Annotated in this window: 4 protein-coding genes, 1 pseudogene and 1 riboswitch; all 5 genes and pseudogenes read right to left on the reverse strand. The window is 27.6% G+C overall.

Annotated elements, in window-relative coordinates:
- Positions 1-236, reverse strand: a pseudogene (locus ACYUE0_RS17285) (hypothetical protein); the annotation flags it as partial.
- Positions 237-1,492: 1,256 nt separating this feature from the next.
- Positions 1,493-2,326, reverse strand: coding sequence for a leucine-rich repeat domain-containing protein (locus ACYUE0_RS17290; protein ID WP_061995443.1), 834 nt, complete (start codon positions 2,324-2,326; stop codon positions 1,493-1,495).
- 219 nt (positions 2,327-2,545) lie between these two features.
- A riboswitch (cyclic di-GMP riboswitch) is annotated at positions 2,546-2,629 on the reverse strand.
- Positions 2,630-2,794: 165 nt separating this feature from the next.
- Entirely contained in the window at positions 2,795-3,604 is an 810-nt protein-coding gene (locus tag ACYUE0_RS17295) for an SLAP domain-containing protein (RefSeq protein WP_460271845.1), read from the reverse strand.
- A 287-nt stretch (positions 3,605-3,891) separates the two neighbouring features.
- Positions 3,892-5,373, reverse strand: a complete 1,482-nt coding sequence (locus tag ACYUE0_RS17300; RefSeq protein ID WP_460271847.1) for a cell wall-binding repeat-containing protein — start codon at positions 5,371-5,373, stop codon at positions 3,892-3,894.
- A gap of 609 nt (positions 5,374-5,982) precedes the next feature.
- Positions 5,983-6,927 (reverse strand): RpnC/YadD family protein (locus ACYUE0_RS17305; RefSeq protein ID WP_460271849.1); only part of this gene is annotated, 945 nt, incomplete at its 5' end.

A 6,927-nucleotide genomic window follows, 5' to 3' on the forward strand; every position in this document is an offset into this window, starting at 1 on the left:
ATGTTTAGGTCACTATCCACAAACTCATTATTACTTACAGAAATTTTCACTTCATCAACATTAAAGTTTTCATTAAATACTCCATTTAATAATTTAATTAATACCTTTTCTGATGTTGAAAATAAGTATTTTAATACAATATCTAATTTCACTTTATCTTTATTTTCATTTCCTTTTACCTGTTCTTTTAAAAGCTCCTTGTTATGCTTTTCTTCATCTATATGTTTATTCATCATTTCACTACTTTCATTAGTTAATTTTTTATATTTATAGTATTCTTATACTTACATTATATCCAAATTATTATATGTTTTCACTACCTCATAATTATATTTTTAGGGAACTATCACATTTTTTATTTAACTTATGGTTATTACTACTCACTTTGTTACTAGTAATTCTCAACGTATTTTTGAATCTAGTTTTACTAACAAAATCTAAGTATGCAATCGTTCAAAGTTCTACCTCCATCACAAGAGGGACAGACGCGTAATTGGCTACTTTCCTATTCTTTTGGATATATACTTTTGTTGATTTTAGTTTCTCTCCAATAGTACTCAAAGTCGGTCCCGAACCTCTACGCAGCAAAGCTGCTATTTTAGGACCGGCTTTGATTGTTTTAGGTTTTATTGATAACCCTCTGATTTCACTGTAAAAATAACTTATGGAATACATACTTTGGTACGCCTGTCCTTCTTGTTATGGCTACACATTTTGAATCTAGCTTTTGTTTGTTTTATACCCCCAACCTAGAATTTACTCTATTAAATTGAAAGAAACTGGCAGTCCAGTTTCCTCCACCATTGTCAAATGTCAATTGTCCATTGTCAATTTTTCAAACTCCCTACCTCAACTAAGTATGTAATCGTTCAAAGTTCTACCTCCATCACAAATGGGACAGGCACGATAAATTTATTTTCTTCGCTAACACATGCTGCTCTCCTAATTTTTTATTTTTCCACTAATAAATCAAAGCCAGTCCCGAACCTCTACGCAGCAAAGCTACTTTATTTCAAAGAAACTGGTGATCCAGTTTCATCCTGAACTCTTAACTATTAATTATTAACTCTTAACTATTTAAGGGACTAGCTAACTTTTTTTTATTTATGATAACTAAATTTAAAGAGCTGCTCTCTATTTTATGGGTATACACCTTTCGTGCCTGTCCCATTTGTTACGGCTGTAAACTTTGAATACAACTTTGTTTAATTTAATATCATAAACTTAGAATTTAATTCCTATAGTTCAAAGAAACTGGAATCCAGTTTCCTCCATCATTGTCAAATGTCAATTGTCCATTGTCAATTCCTAAATAAATTGTCCTTTGTCCTTTGTCAATTATATAATTTGCTACGACTGCATACTTTTGAATCTAGCTTTAGTTAGTTTTATATCCTAAACTCAAATTCTACTCCCTTAAATTAAAAAGAAACTGGACTAGTGTCCAGTTTCCTCCTAAATTCTTAATTCCTAATTCTTAATCCTTATTTTTTTAATTGTCCTCTATTAAATTTCCTCTTATATCTAAATCTTTTAAGCTTTTCATTTCCTTTATAGATTTAGGTAATTCTTCTATATAATTTACTTTCAATGATAACACTCTTAAATTTTGTAAATTTGTTATCGTTTCTGGAATTTCTTTTAATTCATTAGCACATAAATATAACTTCTCTAATTTATCTAACTTTCCTATTGATTCTGGTAAATAGCTCAAGTTATTTGCTTGTACTATAAAATCTTCTAAATTATTTAGTTCACCTATACTATTAGGTAATACAGTCAACTGATTATCAGCTAAATATAACTCCCGTAGATTTTTTAAGCTACCAATATTATCTGGCAACATAATTAATTGATTATCATCTAATTCTAAAGTTTTTAGATTTTTCAATGCTTCTATTTCATTAGGGATAGTAGTTAAATGATTACTATTTAAAATTAAAGCCTCTATATTTTCTAGATGTCTTATTCCATCTATATTAGATATACCTCTATCTTCTAAGTCTAAAACCCCACTCATATTGTTAAGATCGCCAACGGTAATCTCTGCATCAAAAGGTTTGCCTAATTTTTCATTCAATGCCTTTTTAAAATTAGGATCTGAAAATTTTACTATATCTGTTGTATTATCCTCTACAATATATTCTACATTATCTATATCTATTTTATATTTCTTATCATCCTCGACACACGTATCCTGATGGGTCCATTTAACCAACTGAGTATCTTTTACATTATCACAAGCTAATACATATTCTTTAGGTGCTAATATAATGCTACTTAATATAGCTGATAATATTATTAATTGTATTTTCTTCTTATTCAAAATTTTCCCCCCACTTCAAAAATACAAACTTTATATAACTTAACTCCATAGATTAATTTTAATTATTATTTAATACTTATTGTTGTAATATACATATCGACAAATTTAGATATTTATTAACACTTTTTTTACATATTATAAATATAATTACTTTGTTTTTTCTAAAATCACTTGCATTTTATAAGTATTTTTAGAAAAAAAAACACGGCTAATATACATATATATACTAGCCGGTTGTATCATTAACTCCATATATTTCAGATACCCAAATACAAAATATACTTCATTGTTTCATATATAATTACAAAGTAATATAATTATTCAGTTTTATTAACAAAATTATACATTGTTTTCATTTCTTTTTCAATAGCCTAAAATTTTCACTCTGTATGATAATAATTTTATCACTCAAAGGAATAATCGTGCTTATGTAATATTTCTTTAGTAAAACAACACAAATACTTTATATTATCTTTTAAACTCTAAATTAAGTACACTTAAATCAAATTCACTTAACTCTTTATTACTGCAATCTATAATAAAACTAAATAATTTTGCTTTATTAGAATTTAATTCTATCCCATCTATTTCTAAAGTAGTTGTATGTATTATTTCTTTATTCTTATCATATATTGTTATAGGTAATTTTTCCACCTTAAATGTTTTATTCTTACCATTCCTAACCAAAAAAGTAACCTTTACTTTATTATCTTTTTCCATATATACTTCATATGTAGTTAAATCAACTTGTCCCTTTTCTATTGGTGGCAATGTATTCAATGATTGTTTTAAAAACATTTGCATTTCAAAAGGTATTTTTTCTATATCTTCATATTCAATATGGGCTACATTTAAAGTTTCTATTTGTTCACTAAATATAATTTTACAACCTTTATTTATATTTATATTTTCAGGCATATTTGCCTTACTAAACAATATTTTATGCGGCCTTGCACTATAAGCAGGTACTTCGCCTAAGGAATCTAATTTAAAAGTTTCTGACACTAAAATATTTTCATTTTCATCAACCAACGTTAACGGCAAAGTAGTAAAGTGAAGGTCATCCTTTGTAGCATTTCTAAAAAAAACTCCAATTTCAATATTTTCACCATCATCAAAAACATAAGACGTTCTTATATTTACATCGTTTTCCCTTATACCATCAAACTCTTCTAACTCTTCTTCTAACATCATCTTTTTTATATCTGAAACTAAAGCTTCTTCATCTGGATGTAAAGATAACTTCAGTTTTACACAATTTACATCACTATTACTCATAAAAATCCTCCGTATATAATTATTACACCTTATCTTTATTGTTTTTATCCATATTTAGTCATACAGATATAATTATACCATCATTGACTAACATAATTAATAGCAAATGCAAATATAAAAAATTTATTTTTTTAACTTTCTACCTCAACTAAACAAAAAATCATAACTCTTAATCCTTAATTTTTTAATTCTCAACTGTTCTTTGTGAATTTTTAATTCCTTAAATTTTAATTTTAAATTAAATAAGTCTTTTAACTAACTAAGTTGTAAAAGCCACCTATTTTTATTTAATCTTCTTTTAAAATTCTTCTTGCAGTAACATATCCATAATATGATGATGACATTTTCACAACATCTCCCATCCCTGGTGAATGTATATACTGTCCATTACCTATGTATATCGCTACGTGATCAGAGTAATCTCCAGAATAGCTAAAGAAAATTAAATCTCCTGGTATTAAATCTTCTTTATTGACCTTATATCCTTTACTCATTTGATCTACTACTGTTCTTCCTATATCAACTCCAACTTGTTTATATACATATTGTGTTAACCCTGAAGAATCAAATCCTTTTTCTGGAGAATTCCCTGCCCATGCATAAGGTGTTCCTCTTAAACTATGAGCTATTGATATCACTCTATCTCTTTTCAAATCATTATTACAGTTATTAGAAACATAATCTACATATTCTTCTATAGTTTGAACATTATCTAAAATATTAGAAGATATAGCTCTATCTCCACCTAATAAATATACATTTGTATCATTAGATATATTTTTCTCTAAACTTTCATTTATATTTTCATCTAAAGTACCATCACTTAAAATTATATGACTTTTATTTAATGCAGCTAACACAGACACTGTTAATGAGTCTACCAAATGATTATTACCTCCATTAGCTACATATAAATTTTTAAAATAATCATAAGATGAAGGAATACCAATTAAAAATTTATCTTCAAAGGATTTAGTACCTTTATTAAAATCAAAATTAAAATATTTACAAATTATAGTGTTAGTTTCATATCTATTTTCTCCACCTAATCTAATAGCCCTTAATTTGTTATATACTAAATCATCTGATATGACTCTGCTTCCTCCAATAGCATAGACTTCTCTAGCATTTAGAAGAATACTTTCTCCCATACCAGAAATTTTACTTTCAGTATTAGCTAAAACTATTGGCATAGATTTACTACAAGCAATTGGTGCTATAGATAAAGCATCTGCTAGTCCATTTCCAGAAACTAAACAAGCACTAGAAATATCTCCACCTTTATTAATATATTCCTTTAAAATATTTTCTGATGTCTCATATCTACTATCCCCGCCTAGTCTTATGACTTCTATGTTATTTTTTAAAAGTTCATCTTCAACTTTTGTAGATATAACACTTGTACCTGTAGGTATATACACACATGTTATGCTGTTTTCTATAAGTTTATTTAAAACCAAACTATTTAATTCATCTTTAGAATCATTTAAATATATTGGAGCACCTACCTTATAAGCTAATGGTGCGACGGCTAAAGAATCGACCAAATTCTTATCATTTGATGGTGCTAATATAGCACAGTTATAATCATAGCCCATTTTATTTCCTCTATTAGCTATAAATTCATCTGCTATAGCTATAGCTGTTTCAACACGAGTCTCCCCTGCTAATCGTGTGTATTTTATACTTCCTGTTTCTCCAAAAACAGTAGCTGAACTAAAACACAAAATTCCAGCCATACATAATGTAATTATTCTTTTTTTAAACATCACACATTCCTCCTTTTACTTAACATTTGAATTATATTAAATTTTACAGTAAAAATCAAACAAATTTTTACAAAATTTATATTAATACAAATTAAATACAGTTAAGTAACTTTGTTTTTAGTAATGCTAAACGTATCTTTTAATCTACAAAAGTAAAACTCCTAAGCAATCAATCACCCCAAGTTCTACCTCCATCACAAGAGGGACAGACGCGTAATTGGCTATTTTGCTATTCTTTTGGCTAGATACTTTTGCTGATTTTAGTTTCTCTACAATACTGCTCGAAGTCGGTCCCCAACATCTACGCAGCAAAGCTGCTATTTTAGGACCGGCTTTGATTGCTTTAGATTTTATTGATACCCTTTCGATTTCACTGTAAAAATAACTTATAGAAAACATACTTTGGTACGCCTGTCCTTCTTGTTACGGCTGTAAACCCTGAATCTAATTTTGTTTAATTTAATATCATAAACTTAGAATTTAACCCCTATAGTTCAAAGAAACTGGAATCCAGTTTCAACCATCATTGTCAATTGTCCTATGTCATTTTTTTTAAATTGTCCATTGCCAATAAAAAAGCCAACCTCTTATTAGAGATTGGCTTTTTCGTTATTGTTTTTTATCTTTTACTTTATTAACTTCATCTAAATTTACTTCTAATGTTTCAGCTATAGTTTCGGCATCCATACCTTTTTTCAACATTAACCCTATTGCTTTTTCCATACCCTTTTCTATTCCTTTTTCTATCCCTTTTTCTATTCCCTTTTTTTCAACTTCTGGATCATATAATGTTTTTGTCATTGTAATCACCTCTTCTTCTATTCTTTCATCTTTAAAGTAATTTCTATTCAAATATTCAATTAGGTTTTGTATTGCAAGTAACATTTTATGAAAATCTTGATGTAATATCTCATTTTCTTGCAACAATTCTTGTGATTCTTTGGCTATTTTTGATGCTATTCCCCTCGCCTGTAGTGATAGTTCTTTTATTCTATTTATATCATTTTTTCTTTGTGCTTTGTCTAATTTTTTTCTTAGATTAAATAATTGTAGTGGTAGTAATGGGTACATCTTCTTCTCTATAAGCTCTTCATCAGTGTACTCCCAATATTTCATTACTGGCACTGTATATATTATTTTTTGATTATCAGAGAAAATTATTCTTAATTTTAGTATGTCTTCTATTTCTCTGTTTTCTTCAAAGAATATTACCCTTTGTCTTGGAAAGTAAATTGTTTTCATGTCATCTTGGATATTCTTATTTTGATTATTTGTATTTAAATCTTCTTTTCCTTTGTTAAATCCATATTCAAACATCCTAATAACCATTGTATTATCATTTTTAGTTTGAAATTCTATATGGTAGTTTACTTTGCTGTCATCTTGGTTCAACATGTTAAAAAATACATCACCTCTAATTATGTTTAGGTCACTATCCACAAACTCATTATTACTTACAGAAATTTTCACTTCATCAACATTAAAGTTTTCATTAAATACTCCATTTAATAATTTAATTAATACCTTTTCTGATGTTGAAAATAAGTATTTTAA

The organism is Clostridium sp. CTA-19 (genome assembly GCF_054767855.1).

Excerpts from the sequence above, each read along its gene's own strand:
- ACYUE0_RS17295 (WP_460271845.1), bottom strand. The coding sequence starts at position 3,604 with ATGAGTAATAGTGATGTAAATTGTGTAAAACTGAAGTTATCTTTACAT.
- ACYUE0_RS17300 (WP_460271847.1), bottom strand. The coding sequence starts at position 5,373 with ATGTTTAAAAAAAGAATAATTACATTATGTATGGCTGGAATTTTGTGT.